The organism is Mucilaginibacter sp. P25, assembly GCF_050859465.1.
GTDB classification, from domain to species: Bacteria; Bacteroidota; Bacteroidia; order Sphingobacteriales; family Sphingobacteriaceae; genus Mucilaginibacter; species Mucilaginibacter gossypii.
Genome location: NZ_CP193937.1, coordinates 171,466 through 193,490, shown reverse-complemented (window position 1 = coordinate 193,490; position 22,025 = coordinate 171,466). Strand labels below are relative to the sequence as shown.

The 22,025-nt window shown below is 43.6% G+C and carries 16 protein-coding genes and 2 pseudogenes; 6 read left to right on the top strand and 12 right to left on the bottom strand.

Translation table 11 applies throughout. From position 1 onward, the window contains the following. Positions 1-217: 217 nt before the first annotated feature. Positions 218-2,176, top strand: a complete 1,959-nt coding sequence (locus tag ACRQ5D_RS00920; protein WP_091175278.1) for a M1 family metallopeptidase — start codon at positions 218-220, stop codon at positions 2,174-2,176. Positions 2,177-2,404: 228 nt separating this feature from the next. On the opposite strand, the gene fmt is transcribed toward ACRQ5D_RS00920, so the two are convergent. Together fmt and ACRQ5D_RS00910 are read right to left on the bottom strand one after the other, a co-directional pair. Beyond that, positions 2,405-3,322: a methionyl-tRNA formyltransferase gene (gene fmt / locus ACRQ5D_RS00915; RefSeq protein WP_176844577.1), complete on the bottom strand. Its 918-nt coding sequence runs from the start codon at positions 3,320-3,322 to the stop codon at positions 2,405-2,407. Positions 3,323-3,355: 33 nt separating this feature from the next. Next, positions 3,356-4,597: an exo-beta-N-acetylmuramidase NamZ family protein gene (locus tag ACRQ5D_RS00910; RefSeq protein ID WP_091175274.1), complete on the bottom strand. Its 1,242-nt coding sequence runs from the start codon at positions 4,595-4,597 to the stop codon at positions 3,356-3,358. Positions 4,598-4,752: 155 nt separating this feature from the next. Between ACRQ5D_RS00910 and ACRQ5D_RS00905 the strand changes: the two genes are divergently transcribed. Then, positions 4,753-5,904: an ABC transporter permease gene (locus tag ACRQ5D_RS00905; protein ID WP_311085185.1), complete on the top strand. Its 1,152-nt coding sequence runs from the start codon at positions 4,753-4,755 to the stop codon at positions 5,902-5,904. Between the two features lie 2 nt (positions 5,905-5,906). Here the strand turns inward: ACRQ5D_RS00905 and ACRQ5D_RS00900 are convergent, their stop codons facing one another. The 5 genes and pseudogenes from ACRQ5D_RS00900 to mazG form a co-directional block, all read right to left on the bottom strand. After that, positions 5,907-6,659: an outer membrane beta-barrel protein gene (locus ACRQ5D_RS00900; RefSeq protein ID WP_091175268.1), complete on the bottom strand. Its 753-nt coding sequence runs from the start codon at positions 6,657-6,659 to the stop codon at positions 5,907-5,909. After that, positions 6,656-8,176, bottom strand: coding sequence for a hypothetical protein (locus ACRQ5D_RS00895; RefSeq protein ID WP_091175265.1), 1,521 nt, complete (start codon positions 8,174-8,176; stop codon positions 6,656-6,658). The genes ACRQ5D_RS00900 and ACRQ5D_RS00895 overlap by 4 nt, the downstream gene beginning before the upstream one ends. Next, positions 8,169-8,648, bottom strand: coding sequence for an RNA polymerase sigma factor (locus ACRQ5D_RS00890; RefSeq protein ID WP_432328335.1), 480 nt, complete (start codon positions 8,646-8,648; stop codon positions 8,169-8,171). Before ACRQ5D_RS00890 ends, ACRQ5D_RS00895 begins: the two co-directional genes overlap by 8 nt. Before the next feature lie 238 nt (positions 8,649-8,886). Next, positions 8,887-9,312 carry a hypothetical protein gene (locus ACRQ5D_RS00885; protein ID WP_091175261.1) on the bottom strand — a complete coding sequence of 142 codons (426 nt, stop codon included), beginning with the start codon at positions 9,310-9,312 and terminating at the stop codon, positions 8,887-8,889. A 74-nt stretch (positions 9,313-9,386) separates the two neighbouring features. After that, positions 9,387-10,189: pseudogene (mazG, locus tag ACRQ5D_RS00880) on the bottom strand (nucleoside triphosphate pyrophosphohydrolase). Between the two features lie 138 nt (positions 10,190-10,327). Between mazG and ACRQ5D_RS00875 the strand changes: the two are divergent. Then, on the top strand, positions 10,328-11,158 hold the full coding sequence (locus tag ACRQ5D_RS00875; RefSeq protein ID WP_091175255.1) for a hypothetical protein: 831 nt from the start codon (positions 10,328-10,330) through the stop codon (positions 11,156-11,158). An 8-nt stretch (positions 11,159-11,166) separates the two neighbouring features. Here ACRQ5D_RS00875 and mnmD read toward each other — a convergent pair whose 3' ends face one another. Together mnmD and ACRQ5D_RS00865 are read right to left on the bottom strand one after the other, a co-directional pair. Next, the gene (mnmD, locus tag ACRQ5D_RS00870; protein ID WP_091175252.1) at positions 11,167-11,844 is read right to left on the bottom strand and encodes a tRNA (5-methylaminomethyl-2-thiouridine)(34)-methyltransferase MnmD; all 678 of its coding nucleotides are present in this window, start codon (positions 11,842-11,844) and stop codon (positions 11,167-11,169) included. Positions 11,845-11,962: 118 nt separating this feature from the next. Further along, a complete protein-coding gene (locus ACRQ5D_RS00865; protein WP_091175249.1) occupies positions 11,963-13,312 on the bottom strand; it encodes an MBL fold metallo-hydrolase in 1,350 nt (449 codons plus the stop codon). Between the two features lie 149 nt (positions 13,313-13,461). Here ACRQ5D_RS00865 and ACRQ5D_RS00860 point away from each other — a divergent pair, with 149 nt between their 5' ends. Next, the gene (locus tag ACRQ5D_RS00860) at positions 13,462-13,857 is read left to right on the top strand and encodes a hypothetical protein (protein ID WP_091175246.1); all 396 of its coding nucleotides are present in this window, start codon (positions 13,462-13,464) and stop codon (positions 13,855-13,857) included. Between the two features lie 49 nt (positions 13,858-13,906). On the opposite strand, the gene ACRQ5D_RS00855 is transcribed toward ACRQ5D_RS00860, so the two are convergent. From ACRQ5D_RS00855 to ACRQ5D_RS00845, 3 genes are all read right to left on the bottom strand, one after another. Next, on the bottom strand, positions 13,907-14,218 hold the full coding sequence (locus ACRQ5D_RS00855) for a DUF1569 domain-containing protein (RefSeq protein ID WP_431198956.1): 312 nt from the start codon (positions 14,216-14,218) through the stop codon (positions 13,907-13,909). After that, positions 14,193-14,354 carry a hypothetical protein gene (locus ACRQ5D_RS00850; protein ID WP_432328331.1) on the bottom strand — a complete coding sequence of 54 codons (162 nt, stop codon included), beginning with the start codon at positions 14,352-14,354 and terminating at the stop codon, positions 14,193-14,195. The genes ACRQ5D_RS00855 and ACRQ5D_RS00850 overlap by 26 nt, the downstream gene beginning before the upstream one ends. A gap of 160 nt (positions 14,355-14,514) precedes the next feature. Next, the gene (locus tag ACRQ5D_RS00845) at positions 14,515-16,590 is read right to left on the bottom strand and encodes a M13 family metallopeptidase (RefSeq protein WP_218134515.1); all 2,076 of its coding nucleotides are present in this window, start codon (positions 16,588-16,590) and stop codon (positions 14,515-14,517) included. Between the two features lie 765 nt (positions 16,591-17,355). Here ACRQ5D_RS00845 and ACRQ5D_RS00840 point away from each other — a divergent pair. Both ACRQ5D_RS00840 and ACRQ5D_RS00835 read left to right on the top strand, forming a co-directional pair. Next, positions 17,356-20,007, top strand: a pseudogene (locus tag ACRQ5D_RS00840) (valine--tRNA ligase). 144 nt (positions 20,008-20,151) lie between these two features. Next, positions 20,152-21,918, top strand: coding sequence for an ATP-binding protein (locus tag ACRQ5D_RS00835; protein WP_431198954.1), 1,767 nt, complete (start codon positions 20,152-20,154; stop codon positions 21,916-21,918). The last annotated feature ends 107 nt before the right edge of the window (positions 21,919-22,025 follow it).

Here is a 22,025-nt window from a genome sequence, read left to right as displayed (position 1 = left end):
AGTAGTTCATTATTGGCGCAAGTGTTGAGCGATGGCCAGTGTACATGCTCACTTGTGCCTGTAGAGTAGTAGCAGTTTTCTCCGTGACTTGTCCTGATACTGTTTGTCCTATGGGAGCCGCATGTGATGTGCCTCTACAAAACACGTTTTACAGATCATCAACTTTTATTATATTGAGCTGTAAAAATTTCAAATCTCCGTTTATTAAATTATTAATATGTTAAGACCCCTACAAAACATAAAGCTAATTATCGTTTCCCTGTGTTTATTAGCAACCGATATCTCTTCAGCCCAAACTAAGTATCGTCCTTCAGATTTATTCCCGGCACAACCCTTATTACCTCCGGGCAACTCATATCGTACCGCTGCCGGTGAACCTGGCCCTGCCTACTGGCAAAACAAGGCCGATTATGTAATTGATGTAGCGCTTGATGATAAAACCAACGTCATAACCGGTACAGCTACAATTACTTATACCAATAATAGCCCCAAAGCCCTTTCGGCACTGTGGTTGCAACTGGAACAAAATGTGTTCAAAAAAGATTCGCGGGGGATTCAATCCAAGCTATTTCTTTACCAGGATCCTGAAAAAACTACTCCTGATGGCGGATACCAGGTAGAAGGCGTGCAGCTTGCCGGAAACAAAGTTGGAAACATTAAATATCATATTTATGATACCCGGATGCAGCTTGAGCTGGCACAGCCGCTGTTAAGCGGGCAGGCCATAACCTTTAGTATCCGGTACAGGTACAACTTCCCGGTCAATTATAAAAATGCTGATTTCCTGGTTAACCGCACCGATATCCTTCCAACAAAAAATGGCAATATTTATGCTGTAGCACAATGGTACCCCAGGATGTGTGTTTTGGATGATGTAGAAGGATGGAACACGCTGCCGTACTTAGGTAACGGTGAGTTTTACCTGGAGTATGGTAATTTCAGGGTTAATATCACAGTGCCATCGGGACTTATTGTGGAAAGCTCTGGAGATCTGCTCAATCCTGAAGAAGTACTAACACCAACCGCACTCAAGCGCTGGCAGGCTGCCAAACAAAGTGATGTGCCGGTGCAGATTCGTACAGCAAAAGAAGTAACCGACCCTTCATCAAGGCCTGCAAAAGCTACCTGTACGTGGAAATTTAAACTGGATAATGCAAGGGATTTCGCGTGGACGGCCTCGCGCTCATTTGTTTGGGAAGGCTTGAGTTTTAAACTTGCCGATGGCAGGCGGGTAATGGGTAGCTCGGTATACCCGGTAGAATCAGAGAAACAAGGTAGCTGGAAACGCTCGTCGGAGTATATCAAATTTACCTTGCAGCATTTTTCCGAAAAATGGTTCCCATACCCTTATAACAAAGCGGTTAACGTTGCTTCAAACCTGGATGGTATGGAGTACCCCGGCATGGTTTTTTGCTCGGCAAAAGATACCGGCAATATGTATTTTGCAGTAGTAAACCATGAGCTGGGCCATACCTGGTTCCCGATGGTAGTGGGCAGCAATGAACGTAAATACGCATGGATGGACGAAGGGTTTAATATGTTCATTGACAAAATTGCTACCAAAGCTTTCAATAAAGGTGAGTTTATAGGTTATGTAGAGATCGATAGTCCGCTTGATTCCCTGTTTGCGGAAAAGCTATTGCCTATTGTTACCCGTCCTGATGCTTTACCCGGCAACCAGGTATATCCGTTGCAATATCAAAAAGTGGCTTATTCGTTAGCACTTTTGCGTAACCAAATTTTAGGCACGGAGCGTTTTGATCGTGCTTTCAGAAAATATATCCGTGATTGGGCCTATAAACACCCAACCCCATGGGACTTTTTTAGGAGTATGGATAGTTCGGCCGGCGAAGACCTAACCTGGTTTTGGAAATCGATGTTCCTCGAAAACTATCGCCTCGATCAAAAAATTGTTAAAGTAGAAAGTAAGGCGGGTTCCCAGCCTATTATTACAGTCGAAAATATGAACAAAGCAGCCATGCCTTTGGTTGTTGAAATAACTTATGCTGATGGCTCAAAAGAGCATCGTGAATTCCCGGCTGAGATTTGGGAGTATAGCAGCGTTTATTCCTTTACCGGTGATAAAAAAGCAGCTGTCGCCAAAGTAGTTATCGATCCTGAAAAGATCTACCCGGATGTGGATAGGAGCAATAATGGTTATGAAGTAAAAAATTAAAAATCAACTCATATAAACAAAAATGTCATTTCGATAGAGCGAGCGGGGGAATAAGCGCAGGAGCGAAAGAGAAATCTTATACGCCCTGCCTTGTTACAGGGCTTATAAGATTTCTCCTCAAGCCCTGCAATACCTTTTCACTGTTCTGTCGAAATGACAATCGTAGATATTAACTTCCCGTCCCATCAGGGTCTATCGCATAGAGCCCTGATGCTCAACGAAATGTTCTTACAACTTCACACCCCTTAAAAAGTCCTCAATACCCATGCGTTTCTTGCCTTCTAACTGAATATCTTTTAGCAACACAAAACCATCCTTAGCCGCAAATTTCAAATAGGTTTTATTGTCGGTTAAAAAGCCGCCGGGTTGTATGGCCGGTTCTGATAATTGATATTCAGATGCATAAACTTTTAGGCTTTTGCCGTTAAGCTCGGTGTATGCGGTGGGTACAGGGCTCAGCCCGCGAATTTTGTTATAGATCGACAAAGCTGGTTGTATCCAGTCAATCCGGCAATCATCCTTAAAAATCTTTGGCGCGTGTTTCAATTCTGTCCCCTCGGCTAATTGCGATTGCGGGTGTTCGTTGTAACGTCCGCTCTCAACCGCTTTAACTGTTTTAACCAGCAGCCCTGCACCTTTGTTCATGAGGCGGTCATGTAATTCGCCGGCATCTTCATGGCCGGTAAGGGTTATTTTTTCGGTGAACAGGATGTTACCGGTATCAATATCGTGTTTTAAAAAGAAGGTGGTTACGCCGCTTTCTTTTTCGCCGTTAATCAGCGCCCAGTTAATGGGGGCGGCGCCGCGGTATTGAGGCAATAATGAGGCGTGTAAATTTATGGTACCTTTGGCAGGCATGTTCCAAACTGCTTCGGGCAGCATCCTGAAGGCTACAACAACCTGCAGATCGGCTTTCAATGCTTTCAATTCGGCAATAAAATTCTCATTCTTAAGTTTTTCGGGTTGCAGCACTTTTAGGCCGTTAGCTACGGCATATTGTTTAACAGCCGACTCACTAACTTTTTGTCCCCTTCCGGCCGGTTTATCGGGCGCTGTAACAACAGCAACGATATCACTGCCGGCTTTAATTAAAGCGTCTAACGAGGCAACGGCAAACTGAGGGGTACCCATAAATATAATTCTCATAGTATGTTTAGGTATTAGATGTGCTTTATTCTGTTATTCGTATAGTAAGTATTTTTTGCGTATAGCTTTAAACTTAGTTAGTCCGGGTTGCCAGCCAGCACGGATCTCATCTTCGGTTTTGCCGGTTTCAATTTGTTTCCTTAGTTCGGCTGTACCCGTAAGCTTTATAAAATAGGCATTAAAGAAATGGTCCTTATCCGGAAATGCGTTATATAACTCCAGGAGCCATTTCAAATTAATAACACCTGTACCCGTGATATCAGTTGGCGGAATATTTTGCAGATTAATGCCAAAACATTCCTGGTCTTTCTGCGGCGGGTTCTCGCTCATACCCGGGATACTTTTGGGCGTAAACGAAAAACTGTATTTACCTTTCAACGCCGGGTGCCCCAGTACGGCAAAGGGGAAGAGCGTACCCCTGCCCAAACTAAATGTTGTACCTTCAAATAAGCAGGTACTCGGATATAATAAAATTGATATAGGCGTATTTAAGTTGGGCGAAGGGTTTACGGGTAAGGTATAAGGCAAATTATGCTTGTAATTAGCCACTTTAATGATCTTCAGTTTACATTTAACCCCATTTTTTAACCAGCCTTCGCCGTTTATCATTTGGGCATATTCGCCAATAGTCATACCGTGGGCGATGGGGATGGGGTGCATGCCCACAAATGAACGGTTAGCCGTATCCAGAACAGGGCCATCAATTAAATAACCGTTAGGGTTTGGGCGATCAAATATCATGAGCTCTACATTGTTTTCGGCACAGGCCTCCATTAAGTAATGCAGGGTTGAAATATAAGTGTAAAAGCGTACGCCAACATCCTGTATATCAAATATCATGAGGTCGATACCCTTCAAATCGGCCGGGGTTGGTTTATAATGTTTGTTACCGTACAGCGAGATCACAGGTAAACCGGTTTTAGGGTCTTGAGTGTCGCCAACAGTAGCGCCATTACTGGCATTACCCCTAAAACCATGCTCGGGGCCAAAAATCTTTTTTACGTTTACTCCTAAATGCACCAAACTATCTACACTGGCAGTTAAATTTTTACCAATAACCGAAGTTTGATTAATCACCATGCCTATATTTTTTCCCTTAAGATAGTTAATATACAGCGGAATCTGATCAGCTCCGGGAATAATAGGGCTGTTTTTTTTGTTTTTTGAGATGGATGCCGTCTTGCAGCTTTTATAATTGGTTGCCTGGCTGCAGGCCGTGTTTGCAAGTAAAACTGTTATCAGGGCAAATCGTAAAAAAGCACAAATCTTATTCATAAAATTTTGAGTTGAAACAATTTTAAAAGTAGCAGGTTTAACAGCAAAACCGCATATTTGCGAAGGTACAAAAAATCAGTCTGCCATTGAGTTTCGCCTCCTTTATATCAGCCCGTATAACATTTAAATCAAAACGCACATTTTCAAAACTGATAGTGCGTATTGCAATAATAGGCATTATGCTGGGCCTTGGTGTAATGATACTGTCACTTGCTATCGTTAAAGGGTTTAAACACGAAATCCGCAATAAAGTTCGGGGCTTTGCCGGCGACATCCGTGTGGTTAAGTTCGACCTGAATAACTCTTACCAAAGTTCCTCATTTCCTGCTGATAGTGAATTTGTTAAGCGCGCGCTTAAAAGTCCGTTTATTACCCACGTAATGCCGGTGGCCACCAAACCGGGCATTGTTAAGGCTAATAATGAAATTGAAGGAGTGGTACTTAAAGGCGTTGACAAAAATTACGACTGGAGCTACTTTAAAAAAATGATGGTAGCCGGCGAGGTGATCAGCTTTGCCGATTCGGTTGAGGCGCAAAAGGAGATCATGATTTCGCAAACAACGGCCGACAGGCTTAAACTGAAAGTAGGGGATAAGCTGCTGATGTATTTTGTGGAAGATGATCTGCGCAGGCGCCAGTTTAAGATCAAAGGTATTTTCAATATCGGGGTTGAAGAGGTTGATAAAACCTTTGTGATAGGTGCCTTATCGCTCATTAACCGCCTTAACAACTGGAAGCCGAACGAGATAGGCCAATACGAACTACGCGTAGCCGATTTTGATCATATTAATGAAGCCGCCTATGCGCTCGAGACTGTTTTGCCGGTAAAATTGAAAGAGTATACCATTGAAGAAGATTACCCTACCATATTTGAGTGGCTCAACCTTTTGGATGTAAATTCGGTAGTGATGCTGGTATTGATGGTGGCCGTCGCTGTTATTAATATGATATCGGCCCTGCTGATCATGATCCTTGAACGAACCGCTATGATCGGGATGCTCAAAGCCATGGGGGCATCTAACTGGGCCATCCGCAAAATATTCCTGATCAATGCCAGTTACCTGATAGGATTTGGGCTGCTATTGGGCAATTTACTGGGTATAGGCCTCGGCTATTTCCAGATGTACACTCATTTTTTCCAACTGGACCAGGCTTCCTATTACATGACCTTTGTGCCGGTTGAGTTTAATATTTTTGATATTGTTGTCCTCAATATTGGTACGCTGATCATTTGCCTCCTTGTACTTATTATACCTTCAACGCTGGTAAGCCGGATCTCGCCTGTAAAGGCTATCCAGTTTAAATAAGTTTAAAGCAACCGGTAACTTAATCCCAGTCTAAAATATTCACTATGCGCATTAAAGGAGGCATCGCCTACCATGTCTTTCATATAATTGGTCAGGCCATGGGCAAAGCTTGCATTTAACCCATAGCGCCCGTAACTGGCTACAGCACCAAGGCGTAATCTAACATCGGTTGGTGCTTTGCTTCTTTTAAAATCAATTTTATAAATTTTACCGTCTTTATCTTTTACTTCACCTTTGTCCCTGCTATCCAGTATCAGACCAATATCCATCCCCGGTAAAATATCAAGCTTAACTTTATTAAGCTGAAACCGATAACCTATATACGGGTTAATGTTAATACTCTGGTTTTGGAAAGCAACATGACCGGTTACTGCAAACCTGGGATCATTTGCTGTTATAGGTAAATAGTCACCGTACAAGACAGTTGTAATCGGTGAGTATTTATCGATATTAACTTTACTTCGTAGTAATTCATATCCCCCCTGCAGCCCGACTATAAACCCGCCTTTTGACACGGTTTGAACCTGGATACTACCACCATAGCTAAAGCCATTTTTGCTGCCGTATGGGTTATTGGCACGGTTCATCGGATCTCCGGTGATTGAGCCTTGTAATACCTGGGTGGTAGCCGATGATGATTTACCCGCAAAATGAAATAAACCGGTGTTGGCCTGTACAGTAACTTCTAACTTTTGAGCACGGAGCTGCAACCCACTAATCAACAATGGGGCAAGGATAAGGATGTACTTTTTCATTTTTTATGTGTTGTAAAGTTCAGTTTCAGGTTTAAGCCGCCTGCCCCAAATTTTATCTGCTGCGAGCCAAGGCCGTCAAGCGGGTATTTCAAAAATGGTTCAATAATTATCCTGTTGCTTTTGCCAAGCGGATAGCCAACACCAAATGCTACGTTCAGGGTTTTGGCAAAATAAAAGCTATTGAAGCTTTTGTGCGTTGTTTCATCGGATGTTTGCGGTTGTACACCTGCAGCCTGTGCCAACCCCGGGTAACTGTAACTTGCCGTGTAGGCTTCATTTATAAATGTGCCCGAACTTAAACCTGCAGAAATATAAGTGTCATTTTTTTGCGGGTTAAATTCATATTTAAGGTTAACAGGAATATCCAGGCCGATCAGGTTAGCACTGTAGTTTTTAAATGAAGGTGTAGACGATACTTTACTAAAATCGGCCAGGGTGTTATAGGCTGTGCTTAATGATGGCGAAAATGACACCGCAGCCGCAACATTTGAGGGTTGGTTTTTATTGTAATTAAGCGTGTTTTGGGCCAAAGCTAAACCGGTAGAAAGTTTGAGGTTTTTGCTTAGCTTAATATCAGATGTAAAGCCGGCGCCGGCATTTACCTGGTTTTGGCTGCCCTTAGCGTAGTTAAAGAATGTAGCCGCGTAAACACTGAATTTTACCCTGCGTTCGTTCATGTCCATATCAGGTTTTTTAGGCTGATCCTGATCGCTGGCAAGTAAAGATTCCATAGAGTTGATCTTTGGTTTTACTTTTACTACTGATGGAACAGCAGGCGGGTTTGCAGTAACAGGTTTGGTATTTGCCGGAGGCTGTACAGCAGGGTTATTAGCGTATTGCTGCGTGTTGGTTTGCTGCAATACAGATTTTACACTATCAGCTTTTTTAGCCGGAGTTACGTTGATTACACTGTTATTAGCCGGTTGAACTGTAGGGGGCACGTTGGTTTTGGCAATACCGTTAACTGGGTTTGCAGTTACAGGATTTGCCGGCACAGGTGTAAACGATGGTACGGTTGCTGCCGGTTGATTTACGATTGCGTTGCCCGCCGGTTTATTTAAAGCGCTATTGTTTGCAAGTACGTTTGATTTATTTGCCGGGGTGTTGCCTGCCGGATTCAGTTTTGTTGCTGAGGATTGGGTGTTATTGTTGCCCGCAAGGTTTGTTGCAGGTGATTGCTTAGTTGTTACAGGAGGCTGTGCCGGGGTAACGTTTTGAACATTGCTATCTGCTGTGTTGCTTTGCGGCAGCGCAGGTTTTACCGGTTTAGCCGAAAATGTTTGGCCATCATTATTAACATTATTTTTGTTCGATGCTATCCATAAGCCTATACTCAAAAACAATAACAGGACAGCAGCGGCGCTTGCCCACCATAGGTAAACCGGGCGGCGCTGTTTTTCCTGAACAGGGAATCTCTCCCTGAGCAGCAGCCAGCCTTCATCAGCGGTAGTGTCTTCGTAATTATCAAACACTTCCCTGATGCGGTCTCTTAAGTCGTTATCCAACTGGTCATCCATGGTTTTGTGCTTCTTTTCTTAATATACTTCTTAATCTTTCTTTCGCCCTGCTCAGGTAAACGCGTGATGAGCTTACCGGGATGCCGAGCGTTGTGGCTATTTCGTCATGGTCATAGCCGTCTATCTCATACATGTTAAAAATAGTTCGTTGTATAGCCGGGAGTTCAACCATCAATTTTAAAATATCCTGTACGTTTAAATTATCAACTGGCCCCATATTACTCCTGATAGGGGCGGCATTTTCCAATTCAACATTAAGCTGGAATTTAAGGTCTTTGCGCCGGCGGTCGATGGCTGTGTTAACCAAAATGGTGCGGAGCCAGGCTTTAAACGGCTTATCGATATTGTAGCCGCCAATAGCGTTAAACACTTTTATAAAAGCGTCATTTACAGCTTCAAGGGCATCATCGCGGTTTAAACTGTAACGCAAACTTATACCCATAGCATAGCCATAGAACTGCTTATACAGCAATTCCTGATGTTTTAAGCTGCCTTTTTTGCATTGCCTTACGATCTCTTCTTCGGTAATGCGAGGGGTGGATGCATTAAATGTACTTAGTTCCGCTAAATGTTGTTTTAAAGCCTTTACGCAGCAAAAGAGTTAAATGATACAAAATAAAAAAAATTGCCCGGATTATTTGCTGTAGTAATCAAAAAAAGCCGGTACCCTCAATGTGGCACCGGCAACGTAATAAAACAATAAAAAGTAGTTAATTAGTTTTCTTCAAATTGTATTGAACAGTTAACGTATCGCCGTTGCTGTTACGCTGCATTTGAAGTATAGTGCCATCATAGTAATACTGGTAAACACTTTTAAGGTGAAATTTATTAACACCCGGTACTACTGCTGATGAATCGTTAAACTGAATATAATATCCGTTGTAAGCAAATGAGCCGTAGCTTGCTACGTGTTTCCTGGTATCGGCAGCTACTTTAAATGAAGTTGCAGTAAGTTTTAAAGCTATGGTATCCCGAATGGTATCATAACCGGTACCAGTTGTTTTTTTAACAAGCGCGCCAAATACGCCTGTAAAATTACCTTGTGGCTGAGCAACCGGAACAACCTCATTTTTGGGCGAGCAGGCTACGCCTAATGTTAACAGTAATGGAAGCAGGTAAAATAAATTACGTTTCATATAATCTTATCTCGTTATCAATTTTTAACCATTACGCACGTTTTTAACTAAACGCTACAGCCGGGCTGTATTATTTACAGTTTTTTTGCCTCGTCCCAAAAAATATCCATCTCAGCAAGGCTCATGTCATGCAGCTGTTTGCCGTTTTCCTGCGCTTTAAGCTCCAGGTATTGAAAGCGCCTAATGAATTTTTTATTGGTTTTTTCGAGGGCGTTTTCCGGGTTGATATTAATAAAACGGGCATAATTGATCAGTGAAAACAGCAGGTCGCCAAATTCGGCTTCGGCCCTTTCATGGTCGATAGTGCTTTCATCTTCGGCATTAAATTCGTTTTTAAACTCCCGCATCTCTTCCTCAACTTTTGCCCAAACCTGGCTTTTCTCCTCCCAGTCAAACCCAACGCCACGCGCCTTTTCCTGTATGCGCGATGCTTTTACCAGTGCCGGCAATGAAGAGGGTACGCCGCCTAAAACAGATTTGTTGCCTTCTTTAAGTTTGATCTGCTCCCAGTTACGTTTTACATCTTCTTCGTTTTGCACCTCAATGTCGCCATAAATATGCGGGTGGCGGTTGATGAGTTTGTCGCAAACGCTGTTCAAAACATCGGTAATAGTAAAGTCGTTGGTTTCGGAAGCTATTTTGGCATAAAAACCAGGTGCAGCATAATATCGCCAATCTCTTTTTTTATTTCGGGCATATCGCCGCCTAAAATGGCATCGCTTAGCTCGTAGGTTTCTTCAATGGTAAGGTGGCGCAGGCTTTCCAGCGTTTGCTTTTTATCCCATGGGCAATTGGCCCGCAGGTCGTCCATTATTATGAGTAACCTGTCGAACGCGATGGAGGCGGTAGGGGCAGTTTCAGGGGCTTTTAGAGGCATAAATTATTTATAATGAATACTTATGCTGCAAAGGTATGATAACATCTTTAATGAAAACTTACTGTATCATTAATTTTAAACTAACATTAATTAATTTTATTAGCCAATTGTTAATGCTACCCATAAGCACATTTTACCATGAAAAAAACTTACCTGTTTATCCTTCTTTTTGTTTCGATAATTAAAGCAAGCTATGCTCAACAGCAGCCTGCCGGCGATGTGGCCAATAGCACCTTCAGCCAACCGCAGCCTTTTTTGTTTACTATAAGCACACTTAATCCGCAAGGGCGCAACTGGAGTTTAAATTATTCGGGCGGATATGGTGAGCACACCGTTACACCCCTGGGTTTTGATGGTGTTGATCAAAATTTTTCGGCCAGGGGGTACCTGGGCAATAAGTTTACCTTAATGGCCATGTTGGGTACAGGCTTTAGTAACAATGGTGGTGTGCGTACCCTGCAGCAAGCCGAGGTACTGCGTGATTTTATTGGCGGCACTCAGCCTATGGGTTTCAGGGCGGGGGCGAGCCTGGGCTTCAGAAGGGAGTTTAACAGTGATGCTGTAGCGTTCAGCCGTATAACCGCGGCATATGAGGTATCAAAATGGAAGCTTGGCGCTAATCTTCGCTTTGAAAAAGCGTTTTCAACTCACCGCGATGGTTTGGATTTGATAACCAGCGTTGGTGTGCACCGTCATATCTCGGGCCAGCTTTTCGGCGGTTTTGAAGCGGTAGGGCAGGACCTGGAAGGTTTTTGGGAAGCCGATGAAGCCGAAGGCGGTGCCCGTTTATTGATCGGTCCGTCGCTTAATTACGCTCCTGTAAATTCGCGGCTGGCGTTTTCACTTTGCGGCGGCCCCATTATTTACGCTACCCGCAGCGCGGCAACCCAGGGCCAGTTTGCTTATCGCGAATTGCCGACTACCAATGGTTTCACACTGAAATTCAATGTAGGCTTCCGGTTTTTATAACAGGAAGATTAAAGTTTTACTGCCCTGAGCATTTCGCGTTTGCCGGGTGCTCCGGGTGCTTTCTCTATTTTAAAGCCCTGGCTTTTGAGCATGCGTTTCAGGTTGCCGGTAATAGCATAGGTAACAAACACACCACCCGGTTTTAAAAAGCTAACAGTATGACTGATGGCCTCTTCATCCCACATTTCGGGTTGATGGGCTGCGGCAAAGGCGTCGAAATAGATAATATCAAACTGCTCGTCTGTGTTAAAATCAAGCAGCTTGCTGTGAGCGATACATAGCTGGTTTGTGGCATCGATTTGAACTTTACCTGTTAATGCAGCAGAATAATTATTGTTGAATTGTTCCCAAAGCAGCCCCGGGATGTATTGCTGGTAGCCGGTTTGCGCCATCATTTCGGCGCTTACGGGGTAAGCTTCGATACCGGTGTAATCAAGTTTTATTTGCGTGCCGGTACAAGCATCGGCCGTTAACAGAAAGTTGAGTCCGGTGCCGAAACCAACTTCGAGGATACTAACCCCGCTGGTGTTATTCCGCTCCAGGAAATATTGTAAGCCTGATTTAACAAATACATGCAAGCTCTCCTGCAAAGCCCCGTGGCGCGAGTGGTAATGCTCACCTACTTCGGCATTGTAAATTGTATTTGAGCCATCGGCTGTGGGGACTATGGTTAGTTCATGGTTCATGGATGATAGTTCATAGTTTTGGGTAGTATACTTAGTTCATGGTTTATGGATGATAGTTCATAGTTCATAGTTTCCAAGACCTTATTGGCCATGATCCATGAACTATCATCCATCACCATTAGCCATGAACCTCTTTCATCATCTCCGTTACCACCTCACCCAGGTCATAAACCGGTACGGCATTTATTGCAGCCGAAACAATGCTCACACCGGCAGCCGAACGATAGCCTGCAGCGCAATGCACTATGACAGGTTTATCGGCAGGGATCTCACTAACGCGTTCGCGCAGTTCGGGCAAAGGTATACTAACGGCATTTTTAAAGACCTTGCCTGCCGCAACTTCTGCCTGATTGCGTACATCAACTATCGTGTAATCATTTTCATTTGCCCTGAAGGCGTCTAAATCAAGATCGGGGGATACTTCATTGGCGTTTACAGGAACCAACAATGCGCCTTTGATATTTTGTTCGTAACCTATTTTGGCTGCTTTTTTAATCAGGATATCAAGCTTATCATCATTTTCGGCAATGAGGTAAAACTGCTCATCAGGGCCGATAATGGAACCCAGCCATGTTTCAAATTTTTCACCATCCTGCAGGTTAATAGCGCCATGCAGGTGACCGCTCCTGAACTGTGCTTTGGGACGGCCATCAACTATTAAAATGTCAGCTTCCAACGCGCTGCCTTCCTCCATACGGGGTACAGCAGTAATGCTGTCTTCAAAGCCCGGTACCCCGTTTTTATTCAACAGCACATCACGACCGAAGTATTTGGGCATAAAAGGCTGATCGGTGGTAAGCGTTTTAACAAATTCCAGCTCATCCATCAGTTGTAAGGCATAATTTTCGCGCAGTTCGCGGCCAATGGTGCTTTCCAGCTCGGGGCTCATGTTTTTACCGCATAACGAGCCCGGGCCGTGCGCCGGGTAAACCACTACGTTTTTGGGAAGGGTCATGAGTTTTTGCCGGGTGCTTTGAAACATCTGGCGGGCAAGTTCCTCTTTTTTTGCAGTAATGTTACCTACATTTTCCCGCAGGTCCGGTCGGCCTACATCCCCAACAAATAGTGTATCGCCGGTAAAGACGGCGGTTTCGCGGCCTTCTTCATCTACCAGTAAAATACAGATAGAATCGGGCGAGTGACCGGGAGTATTGATGGCTTTTAGTTTAATATCGTTAAGCTGGATAACGTCGCCGTCATCAAAAGTTTCGTGCGGATATGTTGCGCCGGTTAACTTGCTGCAATAAATTACAGCGCCTGTGGTTTCATGAATTTCGAGGTGCGAACTTACAAAATCCGCATGCGGGTGGGTTTCGATAACACCTACAATATCGGCATCGTGCTGGGCCGCGAAATCATAATAAGGCTGCGGGTTACGGGCCGGGTCAATAACTATCATTTTGCCCGTACGGATCACGGCATATGAACCATGCGCCAGGCCTTTATCGTAAAATTGTTGAATGATCATATTTTGCCTGCAAAGATAATGGTTAGGCGGAATGTTTTATTTGTGCAATGTTTGGGTGGTGTAAATATTGATCGCTTTGTGTAAATCTGTGAAGAATATTATCTATATAAAATAATTAAGTTTGATATAGCACTTTTAATATAAAAACTATGATATTCTCCGATTTTTCAAGCGAATTTAAAATGTTGGATTATCTTGTATCTCATAGCCAATTATTAATCAGGAGCATGAGAAGCCGTGAAAGAGAATATAACATCGATATCATTTTTAAAGGGGTGAGAACACTGATTATTGATTCGGTTTTTGAAGGATTGGAAATATCATTAACCGATGAAAATCAAAACATAAAATTAATTGAAGATCATGGTTTTGTAGTAAATCATAACTATAAAGTGTTTTTATTGGAAAATGAAAGCGGACAAAAACATTTTATAAATGCGATGGCTTTCGGCTTATTTCACAATAGGCTGGATATCCATGAAACAAGTTTAGGGCGGTATGATTGGGGCGACTTAAATGATGAAATGGTTTTATGGTATAAATAAAACAGTATGGTTTCTTAGTCGTGTCGTGAATATTTCCTCCTATCTGCCCTTAATTACTAAATTGCCTCAAATGATGGTCAACATGTTTATAAGCTAACTGACCCATTTGTTCCCTGGTCATTTCGCCAAAAAAAGTATGCTCAAAATCAGTTTTTGAAGTTTTGCCATATTCCTCAACCAGTTTAATCCATCGTTTTTTTTGTGCTTCTACATCGCCTCCTGTTTCAGTTACTTTACATTGTGGAACAGTAGGGCTATTTTTTGCTACGGGGCTATCATCCTTTATCATGCTTTTCAAAGCTACCTTACCAAACAGGCGACCGATGAACGAGCGTTTATAGACTGTTATGCCCAGGTACATTCTCGTCCGAAAGGGTGCAATGTTTCAGCATTTGATAAACATTCATTTTACCCCATTGTGGCTGGCTGTTTTCGTTAATTAAATTGATGCGGGTTATGAGGCCATCGCGGGTTTCTTTATCAAATATTGTTTTCATTGTTTTAAAAGGTTTATAAGATAAAGCTACTGCGAAATTACAAAACAAGCACAGGGGTTTTTGAGCCATAAACAGGGAGGGTTTACGCCAGTAAAGTAACTTGTAAACCAAACAGGCCCGGTTTCATAACCGGGCCTGTTATAAAAAACAAAACTCTTGCTTACCAGATCTTTGTCCTGTCTTCAGGTTTTTTATACATTTTATCGCCGGGTTTTACATCAAATGCTTTGTACCAGGCGTTGATATTGGTTACAGGCGCATTGGTACGGAACTGCTCGGGCGAGTGTGGGTCGGTCAGGATCCGTTGCGCCGCCGACTCCGGAGTTTGTGATGAACGCCATACCTGTGCCCACGACAAAAAGAACCGCTGATCGGGTGTAAAACCGTCAATGGTATTAGCCGACTGGCCTTGTTTGGTTTTGCTGAATGCCTCGTAAGCAATGTTCAAACCACCAAGGTCGGCAAGGTTTTCGCCAAGGGTAAGTTTGCCGTTTACGTGCAGGGTATCAAGAACGGTAAAGGCATTGTATTGTTTAACCACCTGGTCGGCGCGCGATTTAAATTTATCGGCATCTTCTTTGGTCCACCAATCGCGCAGTGTACCATCGGCGTCGTACTGGCGGCCCTGGTCGTCAAAGCCGTGGGTCATTTCATGGCCAATTACCGCTCCAATACCTCCGTAGTTAACGGCGTCATCAGCCTTAAAATCAAAGAACGGGAATTGAAGGATCCCGGCAGGGAACACAATTTCGTTATTAGTTGGGTTATAATAAGCGTTAACGGTTGGCGGTGTCATTCCCCATCGGGTTTTATCAACAGGTTTGCCTAAACGGCTAACGTTAAAATTATAGCGCCATTTGACTATTGCATGCAGGTTACTGAAGTAATCGTTACGGTTAATCACCATGCCATCGTATTTTTCCCAGTTGTCCGGATAGCCGATTTTTACGGTGAAAGCATTAAGTTTTTTAAGTGCATGTTCTTTGGTTGCGGGGCTCATCCAGTCAAGGCGCTTAATCCTGTCGCCAAGAGTTTCTTTAAGATTGTTTACTAAATCAACCATGTATTGTTTGGCGGCCGGGGTAAAGTATTTTTCAACAAAAAGCTGGCCCAGTAATTCGCCAAGGTAGCTATCAACAAGGGCACTCATACGCTCAACGCGTGGTGTCTGTACTTTTTGACCGGTTAGCGTGCTGTTGTAAGCAAAGCTTGCGTTAGCAAAGTCGGAGCTTAAATAACTGGCTGTTCCTCTTAAAATATTCCATCGCAGGTATATTCTCCAGTTAGCGATCGGGGTAGCTGCAAACAGCGAGTCGGTAGCTCTGAAAAACGAAGGCTGGCCAACAAGAATGCTGTCCTGTCCGCCTGCATTAAGGGCAGGAAGTATTTTTGACCATTTTAAATGTGGGGTTTGTTTTTCAAAATCTGCAATCAGGAACTTGTTGTAGGTTACATGCGGATCGCGCATGGCTACACGGCTCAATTGCGCCTTAGCCCAGGTATATTCAAGGCCGTAAACTATAGCAGTGTTTTTGGCTGCTTCATCAGCACTGCTTCCGCTAAGGGTGAACAAAGTTGTGATCAGCTTTTTTAAGGCGTCCTGTGCTTTTTTTGAACGCGGATCGTTTTTGAGGTAATAATCTCTGTCGGGCAGGGTAGTGCCTCCCTGACCAAGGCTTATCACATATTTGTTTACATTCTTTTCATCCTGTTCAACCCCAAACCTGAAAATCGGCGCACTTATTCCGTTAACGCGCTCATAAATCAGCTCATTAATAAAGTTGTCAAGGGTTTTTAACCGGTTAATGCGCTCCAGGTCGGGTTTGATGGGGGCATAACCGTTTTTTTCGATGGTTAGGCTATCCATACCACTGGCGTACAAATCTCCCACAAGTTGTTTCAGGCCGCCTTTGGGTTGTGATGCTGATGTCTGGCTTACTTCATTCAGCAAACCAATGAGCCTATCTGTATTTTCCTGGCGCAAAATATGGAAACTACCCCAGCGGGTTTCTTTAGCAGGGATGCCGTTTTGTTTTAGCCAGCCGCCATTGGCATATTCAAAAAAATCATCGCCGGGTTTTACGCTCAGGTCCATGTTGGCGGGATCGATAAATTTTTTAGGAGGGGCGGAGGTTTTGTGCCTGGATTTTGCGGGTTTTGGGCCATCTACGGCAAACACATTTACCGACATGCCAAGGCAGGCAGCCAGTAATAAACAGTTAAACTTTAATTTCATGTCAATACTTAAAAATTAAAGTTAATAAATAGCAGGTATTAAACACAAGTGGCCGGGGGCAGGCCTTTAGTGATTGAACCAGTTAATGATGGCCTCGAGTTTTGTTTTTTTCAAAATATCAAGCCAGAAACGGTGTAAGGGTAATGTTTTCATGACAATTTGAATGTTACATATATAATAACTTGTTAATTGTAAAAATATTGTGGGAGTGGGGTTGTTCATGGTTGATAGATCATGGTTCATGGTTTATAGATGATTGATCATGATTGCATGTTGTAGTGATAATCATTTTACAATGTACTGGTTTGCGTTAGGGATGGTAGCGGATACCGGCCAAGTGGCTAAGGCCTTGTGCAGTATGAGCGTACAGCCCGGGCCGCAGGCAACGCCATTATTCTGAACCGGGATTTGGGTGGATTTTTTGGGATTAATGGGATTTTATAAAAATTTTTTAACTCAAATAAACTCGATGGGATAGGTTGGTACGGTGAAAAAAACTAAACAATACGTAAAAACAACTAAACGCTAATCTCAATTCTCTAATCTCTTTTTCCGGGCATTACCTGCGGCCCGGGCTGTACGCTCATACGCCTGAGGGCATTACGCTCATTGGCCGGTATCCGCTACCGTCCCTAATGCTGCCTGCGCTCTTGACCGATCAAAAACTATCAGTTTAAAACCATCATCTATGAACCATGGACTATATTCCCAAAAAATCCCTCAACCTTTGGCTATGAACCGTTAACTATCGTATTTTTGCGCGTTATGAGTATTGCTAAAACATATATCCCAAAGGAAACCGAAGAAAAATGGTACAGTTACTGGTTGCAGCACGGCTTTTTTAAGTCGGTGCCTGATGAGCGCGAGCCTTATACCATAGTGATTCCGCCGCCAAACGTTACCGGGGTTTTGCACATGGGCCACATGCTTAATAATACCATACAGGATGTGCTGATTCGCCGTGCCCGTATGAAAGGCAAAAATGCCTGCTGGGTTCCCGGTACCGACCACGCCAGTATTGCTACCGAGGCCAAAGTTGTTGCCATGCTTAAAGAGCGCGGTATCAGCAAAAAGACCTTACCCGCGAAGAGTTTTTAACCTACGCCTGGGAGTGGAAGGAAAAATACGGCGGCATTATCCTGGAGCAGCTTAAAAAATTAGGTGCCTCCTGCGATTGGGACCGCACCAAATTTACCATGGACGAGAACCTTTCGGAAGCGGTTATTGATACGTTTATCCACCTGTATAAAAAAGGTTTGATCTATCGCGGTATCCGCATGATCAACTGGGACCCGCAAGGCAAAACCGCGGTAAGTGATGAGGAAGTAATCCGTAAAGAGGTTAATCAGAAGCTCTTTTATATTAAGTACAAAGTCGTAAATCTGAAGTCGGAAGTTGAAAGTCAAGAAGCCACTTCAGACTTCCTAACCATCGCTACTACCCGACCTGAAACCATTATGGCTGATGCAGCTATCTGTATCAATCCTAATGACGAGCGTTACATGCACCTGCACGGTAAAAAGGTTTACATCCCGCTGATCAACCGTGAGATCCCGGTGATTTTGGATGATTATGTGACTATGGATTTTGGTACCGGCTGTTTGAAGGTTACCCCTGCACACGATTTAAATGACTACGAACTGGGCCAGCGTCATAACCTGCCGGTCATTGATATCCTGAATGACGACGGCACCCTGAACGAAAAGGCGCAGATACTGGTTGGAGAAGACCGCTTTGCAGCCCGAAAAAAATAGCCGTACTGCTGGAAGAAGCCGGCGTACTGGAAAAAGTTGAAGAATACAAATCTCAGGTTGGTTTCAGTGAACGTACCAACGCGGTTATTGAGCCAAAACTATCAATGCAATGGTTTTGCAAGATGGGGGAGATGGCTAAGCCTGCTTTGGATTATGTATTGAACGGCGAAATAAAACTGATCCCCGAAAAGTTTGTGAACACTTACCGCCATTGGATGGAGAATGTACGCGACTGGAACATCAGCCGCCAGCTGTGGTGGGGACAACAGATTCCGGCATGGTATTTACCTACAGGCGAATTTGTAATTGCCAAAAACGCTGGAGAAGCATTGAAGGAAGCGCAACTTAAAAATCCCGCACTTACCGCTGCCGACCTTACCCAGGACGAAGACGTAGTTGATACCTGGTTTTCATCTTGGTTATGGCCCATCTCGGTATTTGACGGTTTTAAGGATCCGAACAATGCTGATATCAATTATTACTATCCAACCAATGATTTGGTTACCGCGCCGGAGATCCTGTTTTTCTGGGTTGCCAGGATGATCATGGCCGGCCATGAGTTTAGGGGCGAAGTACCGTTCAGGAACGTATACCTTACCGGTATAGTAAGGGATAAGCAGGGGCGTAAAATGTCGAAATCATTAGGCAATTCACCCGATCCGCTCGACCTGATTGAAACATACGGCGCCGACGGCGTACGTGTAGGCATGCTGCTATGCTCGCCTGCAGGTAACGATTTGATGTTTGACGAAAGCTACTGTAAACAAGGCAGCGGCTTTGCCAACAAAATATGGAACGCCTTTAAACTGGTAAAAGGCTGGGAAGTTAATGAAAGCCTTGCCAACCCTAACGGCGTAGCCATTGAATGGTTTGCCAACAGGTTTAACCAGGCGCTAACCGAAATTGAAGCTAACTTTGCCCAATACCGTTTATCAGAGGCCTTAATGGATACCTATAAATTGGTATGGGATGATTTTTGCGCGTGGTATCTGGAGATGATCAAGCCGGCTTATCAGCATCCTATTGATAAGGCTACATATACGGCTACTATTCAATTCTTCGAAAATATTTTAAAGGTATTGCACCCTTTTATGCCGTTCCTTACCGAAGAATTATGGCATGATGAGCTGTTTGGCGACCGTACTGAATTAGACTGCTGTATTGTAGCGCAATTGCCCGCTATTGGGGAAATTAATTCACGTCTATTAAATGAAACAGAGCTTGTTAAAGATGTGGTAACCACCATCAGGAACACCCGCAAAACAAAACAAATTTCTGACAAAGAGCCGCTTGAGTTATTTGTTAAATCAAATTCGGGGATCAATTACGACCAGTATGAAGCTATCATTGCAAGGCTTGCCAATATCAGCAAGTTTGAATCGGTAGCCGATAAAGTTGAAGGGGCTATTAATTTCTTAGCCTCAACAGATGAGTTTTATATTCCGTTCAGCGAAGAAATTGACCCGGTTGCCGAGTGTGCAAAACTGAAAAAGAGCAGGAATACCTGTTAGGTTTCCTGAAATCGGTTAATGCAAAATTGGGTAACGAACGGTTTATGGCCAATGCAAAACCCGAGATTATTGAGGTGGAGCAAAAGAAAAAGGCCGATGCCGAAGCCAAATTAACCATCATTGAAGAAAACTTAGCAGCTTTGGCTTGCTAATTGCAGAACTTACCGGCTTTGCGTAACAAGCTACCGTACAGTATTTTGATGGCTGTACGGTGGCCTGCCCAATTGCAAGGCCAATGTTAAGTTCTGAATATGAGTAATAAAGTAAGTTTTTTTAACTTATCAATTTATAAGATTTTGTCGAAGGAGCAATCGTTCCTTGACCAGGCCCGGATTCGTTTATTGTATTATGGGTTCTTCCTTATTTTTGTTGCCCTTGGGGCACTTTACCTGAACGTTTATTTCCAAAACCAAAAAATGCTTGCTGATACCGCCCTGTTTTTGATGGGAGCGGTAGTGGTGTTATTTAAGTATTTAACCTGGCGGCCCGACTGGCGCAGCGCAGCACATGCCCTGCTTATTGTGGGTACACTTGTTAATACCAGCCTGGTTTATGCCTCTATGCAAACGGTAAATATCATTACCGTGCAGGTAATTATAATCGTGATCGTATTCAGCTATTATATGCTCGGCCAGCAATGGGGGCTCATGTACTCGTTGCTCAATACAGTACCGGTTTTGGTATTTATGATCATTGAATATAACAGCGGTTACATTATTAGTATAAAGCCTAACAAAGTTGATCAGTCTACCATTATCATCAGCCTGTTTGCCAATTTTATATTGCTTATTTTTATCCATAGCCATTTTTACACTGCTTTCTTAAAAAACATCAGGCACCTTAAAAATAGTAGCAGGGAGCAGGCCCGGCTTTACAGTAAGATGGAAACGGCCATTGAAAAGGCAGAGAAATCGGCCCAGGCCAAATCAGAGTTCCTGTCAACCATGTCGCATGAAATCCGTACGCCGTTAAATGCGGTGATCGGGATGAGTAATTTGCTGATGATGAGCAATCCGCGGCCCGACCAGCGGGAGAACATCGAAATTCTTAAGTTTTCGGCCAATAACCTGTTAGCCATTGTTAATGACGTGCTTGATTTCAGCAAGATTGAATCGGGGAAGGTAGTATTTGAAAATATCCGCTTCAACCTTGTTGAGCTGATGAACAATATTTGCGGCGGGCAGATACTGAAGGCCGAAGAGAAAGGCTTGCTTTTTAAGCTTGATGTTGATAGCTCATTGAAAGATAAGGTGCTTTTTGGCGATCCTACCCGCATAACCCAGATCATTTTTAACCTGGTTAGCAACGCTATAAAATTTACGCCGCAGGGAAACATATGGGTAAGGGTTACTTGTGTGGAAGACCGGCATAACACCGTTACCGTTAACTTTTCGGTAAGGGACACCGGCATCGGTATCGAAAAAGAAAACCTTGAAACTATATTTGAACCGTTTACGCAGGAATCATTAGCTACTACCCGCGAGTATGGCGGCACAGGGCTTGGCCTGGCCATAGTTAAGCGTTTGCTTGAGCTGCAGGAACTGCAAATGACCGTTAACAGTACGATCGGGCGCGGATCAGAGTTTTCTTTTCATATGGAATTTCCTGTATCTACAGAAGTATTGCCGGTTGCAGTAGCCACCGCTCCTGAAGCTAAACAAATTTCAGAAAACCCGCTGGCCTGTTTACGCGTGCTTATTGCCGAAGATAATATGGTTAATGTGATGCTGATGAAGAAACTGATGAGCAAGTGGAGCATTAACCCAACCATTGCCGAAAACGGCGAACGGGCAGTTGAGTTTATGCAGTACGGCAATTTTGATATTATATTAATGGACCTCCAGATGCCGGTAATGAACGGTTTTGATGCAGCTAAAGAGATCCGTAAAATGGCCGATCCTAAAAAATCAAGCATACCGATCATCGCGCTTACTGCTTCTGCACTTTTTGATATCAAAGAACAGGTATACGAAGCCGGCATGAACGATTATGTATCCAAGCCATTTAAACCGGATGAACTGCTGGAAAAACTTAATAATTATACATTGAACAAGGTGGGTTGAGCCCCACCCAAACCCTCCCCGGAAGGGAGGGCTATGCCATTGTTGGTGTTGTCACCAACAATTCCTAATGCTCTTTTAATCACGTTATTTCATATTGCCAGTTAAGC

Coding starts and splice junctions, on each gene's coding strand:
- ACRQ5D_RS00920 (WP_091175278.1), top strand. CDS start 218: ATGTTAAGACCCCTACAAAACATAAAGCTAATTATCGTTTCCCTGTGT.
- fmt (WP_176844577.1), bottom strand. CDS start 3,322: ATGAGAATTATATTTATGGGTACCCCTCAGTTTGCCGTTGCCTCGTTA.
- ACRQ5D_RS00910 (WP_091175274.1), bottom strand. CDS start 4,597: ATGAATAAGATTTGTGCTTTTTTACGATTTGCCCTGATAACAGTTTTA.
- ACRQ5D_RS00900 (WP_091175268.1), bottom strand. CDS start 6,659: ATGAAAAAGTACATCCTTATCCTTGCCCCATTGTTGATTAGTGGGTTG.
- ACRQ5D_RS00895 (WP_091175265.1), bottom strand. CDS start 8,176: ATGGATGACCAGTTGGATAACGACTTAAGAGACCGCATCAGGGAAGTG.
- ACRQ5D_RS00885 (WP_091175261.1), bottom strand. CDS start 9,312: ATGAAACGTAATTTATTTTACCTGCTTCCATTACTGTTAACATTAGGC.
- ACRQ5D_RS00875 (WP_091175255.1), top strand. CDS start 10,328: ATGAAAAAAACTTACCTGTTTATCCTTCTTTTTGTTTCGATAATTAAA.
- mnmD (WP_091175252.1), bottom strand. CDS start 11,844: ATGAACCATGAACTAACCATAGTCCCCACAGCCGATGGCTCAAATACA.
- ACRQ5D_RS00865 (WP_091175249.1), bottom strand. CDS start 13,312: ATGATCATTCAACAATTTTACGATAAAGGCCTGGCGCATGGTTCATAT.
- ACRQ5D_RS00860 (WP_091175246.1), top strand. CDS start 13,462: ATGATATTCTCCGATTTTTCAAGCGAATTTAAAATGTTGGATTATCTT.
- ACRQ5D_RS00855 (WP_431198956.1), bottom strand. CDS start 14,218: ATGTACCTGGGCATAACAGTCTATAAACGCTCGTTCATCGGTCGCCTG.
- ACRQ5D_RS00850 (WP_432328331.1), bottom strand. CDS start 14,354: ATGAAAACAATATTTGATAAAGAAACCCGCGATGGCCTCATAACCCGC.
- ACRQ5D_RS00845 (WP_218134515.1), bottom strand. CDS start 16,590: ATGAAATTAAAGTTTAACTGTTTATTACTGGCTGCCTGCCTTGGCATG.